The 2893-nt window shown below is 62.8% G+C and carries 2 protein-coding genes and 2 pseudogenes; 2 read left to right on the top strand and 2 right to left on the bottom strand.

Annotation, left to right across the window (positions count from 1 at the left end; translation table 11 throughout):
• Positions 1 to 148, bottom strand: a pseudogene (locus AC1DXX_RS33245) (SLAC1 anion channel family protein); the annotation flags it as partial.
• Positions 149 to 368: 220 nt separating this feature from the next.
• Here AC1DXX_RS33245 and AC1DXX_RS33240 point away from each other — a divergent pair.
• Both AC1DXX_RS33240 and AC1DXX_RS33235 read left to right on the top strand, forming a co-directional pair.
• A complete protein-coding gene (locus tag AC1DXX_RS33240) occupies positions 369 to 1877 on the top strand; it encodes a ComEC/Rec2 family competence protein (RefSeq protein WP_478138458.1) in 1509 nt (502 codons plus the stop codon).
• A gap of 64 nt (positions 1878 to 1941) precedes the next feature.
• Positions 1942 to 2250 (top strand): annotated as a pseudogene (locus AC1DXX_RS33235) (transposase); the annotation flags it as partial.
• Positions 2251 to 2502: 252 nt separating this feature from the next.
• On the opposite strand, the gene AC1DXX_RS33230 reads toward AC1DXX_RS33235, so the two are convergent.
• Positions 2503 to 2893, bottom strand: a 391-nt coding sequence (locus AC1DXX_RS33230) for a helix-turn-helix domain-containing protein (protein ID WP_478138457.1), incomplete at its 5' end; no start/stop codon positions are given.

The raw sequence follows: 2893 nt of genomic DNA, 5'->3' as shown, positions 1-2893 counted from the left end.
CGAATGCGGTGTGCGCAAAGCGCCAGCCCAGTGCGAGGCCTGAGAGGCCCATCACGGCGGCGAACAGATTGACGGGAAGGTTCTTGACGGACCCTCCGGCAGGGCGGGTGCCCACCGTGCCGAGGGCCGGGGAAGTGGCAGAAATCATGTTCTGCTGCGCGGCTGCATTGGTCATGCGGGTAAGTCTCGAGCCATGCCGATCTGGCTGTCCGGGCCGTGGGGCGGCGTTTTCTGCCAAATTCCTGCGTTGCCTGCCATGCACGGGTTTCAGCCGCCACCGCGACCGTTCGCGCCATACCGCTTTCGCCAGATGCGCTCCGTATCCAGCGCTGCTAAAAGCACGAGATTCGTCAACCGAGGGGCGGGCCATGGCACACCGATTCGTCAACTTGCGCGGGGACGGAAGTCCGATCCATCTCTACGATGACAAGAAGAAAAAATTCCGCGAGGTGATCTGGGGCGACTACCTGAAGGTCAAGAAAGATCTCGGCGATGGATGGCTGGAGATCGACTGGGCGGCCCGCTCGCCGACGAAGCGGCGCACGCTCTACATCCGCAAGGAAGACACCGTCGCCCGCCGGCCGCTCGAGATCATCTTTGTCGACGTGGGGCAGGGCGACGGTGCCGTGCTGATCTCGCCCGAGACCGATGACGAAGAGCGCATCGTGGTGATCGACGCCGGCGAGAGCGGCAACATGCGCGCATTTCTCGCCGCGAGGTTCCAGACGTACCGCGGCTTCGGCTTCGCGGCCGCCGTCATGACGCACCCGGACAGCGATCATTACCACGGCTTCAAGGACGTCTTTGCCGACCCCGGCATCGGATTCGGCGCGGTCTATCACAACGGCCTCGTGGAGCGGCCCGTCGGGGGAACCTGGGAGAAGCTGGGCGGCAAGCCCGTGAAGGAAGACGGCGCTTCCGTCGCCTACATCGGCGATCTCGCGACAGACTACGCGACCGTCAAGACGATCTTCGAGAACGCCGGCACGAGCTACCTGTTTGCGCAGGTCATGAAGGCCGCGCTCGAGAACCCGAAGATCCAGGACATCTGCATGCTGTCGGTGCAGCACGCGACGATGGAAGACGGCGCCGCCTGGATGCCCGACTTCGCCCCGTCGGACAACCGCGGCTACACGATACGGGTGCTGGCGCCCGTCGTCGAAGAAGGCCCCGATGGCACGCCGGCGCTGCGGCAACTGGGCACCTACAGCGAAACCAAGAACGGCCATTCCGTCATCCTGCGGCTCCAGTACGGAAAGTTCAGCGTGCTGTTCGGCGGCGACCTGAACGAGGGGGCCGAAAAATTCCTGCTGCAGCACTACACCGGCGCAAGCAAGTTCCCGAAGACGGGCACGCCGGCCTACGACGACATGGTGACGAAGGCGCGCGGCACGTTCAGGTCGGACGTCATGAAGTCGTGCCACCACGGCTCCGAGAAGGTCACGGATGCGTTTCTGGATGCCGTCAATCCGGCGGCCTTCATCATTTCGTCGGGGGACGAAGAGGGCCACATCCACCCGAGGCCCGACCTGCTGGGCCGCCTGGGGCGCTTTGGCCGCGGCGGCGCGCCGGTGATTCTTTCAACCGAGCTCCAGCGCTCCTCGCGGGCGATGGAGGACAAGAACGCGGTCGGCAAGCTGCTGGCCAGCATCGACAAGCTGGCCGCGGGCAAGCTTTCGCCGGACAAGATCGCCCAGCTCAAGGCCGACGTGAAGGAACTCGCGCGCAGCAACGTCGAGGTGTACGGCGCGATCTACCTGAAGACCGACGGTGAACGGCTGATCACGGCATTTCGCATCGAGGCGAAATCGGAAACGGAGAAGTGGTTCTACTTTCGCTATCGCTTCGAGAACGATGTGCTTGTTCGCGAGGACTAGGGAAGGTCTGATCAAGAGCACGTTTCTTGCATGAAGGACTGAACCCTGCAAAGGAGCACGAGCGATGAGCCAGATCAGTTTTGCGGATGCCGAGCAAGCTGGCAAGAGGAAGAAGACGAAGCGCGAAGTCTTCCTTGCCGAGATGGAACTGGTGGTGCCGTGGAAGGCGCTGCTCAAAGTCATCGAACCCCACTATCCAGTGGCAGGCCGAGGCCGTCGGCCCTACCCGTTGCAAGCCATGCTGCGCGTGCACCTGATGCAGAACTGGTTCGCCCTGAGCGACCCGGCGATGGAAGAAGCCCTGTACGAGATCGCCTCGCTGCGCACGTTCGCCGGACTCGGCCTGGAGGCGATCCCCGATGAGACGACCATCCCGCCAACAGGATGACCAGGATCAAAATCAATCCGCTATTGCGGCTTGCCGTCTTCACGGTGTGATTCCTAAATCCGTATGTCGGGTCATGGGAAGGTGGCGCCAGTGACTGGTCCTGGCCGAATTTTGCCGTAACCCCCAATGCTCGATCCGGTGCTCGCCCTCATCGATGAGGACCTGCTCATAGCGCAGGCGCCAAGCACTTTCGCGCATCCCGGCTTCCTTGAACCCGAATGGGTTTAGTTCTACAAACTACCCGCACCCTTCGAAACGCAGCTGGCTCTGCCTGCGGAATTCGGTCGGCGTCACGCCCTTGATCTCCAGGAACCGGCGGTTGAAATTCGAGACATTGTTGAAGCCGACCTCGTAGCAGATCGAGGTGACATAGCGCTCGCTTTGCATCAGCAGCAGGCAGGCCTTGTTCACGCGCACCTGGTTCACGTAGCTCAGGAAGCTGTGGCCGGTGGCGCGGCGAAACAGCCGGCTGAAGCGGCCTGCGTTCATGCCGAGTTCGGCCGCGATGTCCGCCGCGCTGAGGTCCTTCGAGGGCTCGCTGGCGATGCGCGTCACGATGTCGTTGATGGCCTCGATGCCGTGGTCGCCGTCTGTCTGCATGCCTGACAGCAGGCGGTAGTCGGTGCAC

It is taken from the genome of Variovorax sp. P4_B10 (genome assembly GCF_056402375.1).
This window is presented reverse-complemented; position numbering and strand designations above follow the sequence as displayed.

Coding starts and splice junctions, on each gene's coding strand:
- AC1DXX_RS33240 (WP_478138458.1), top strand. CDS start 369: ATGGCACACCGATTCGTCAACTTGCGCGGGGACGGAAGTCCGATCCAT.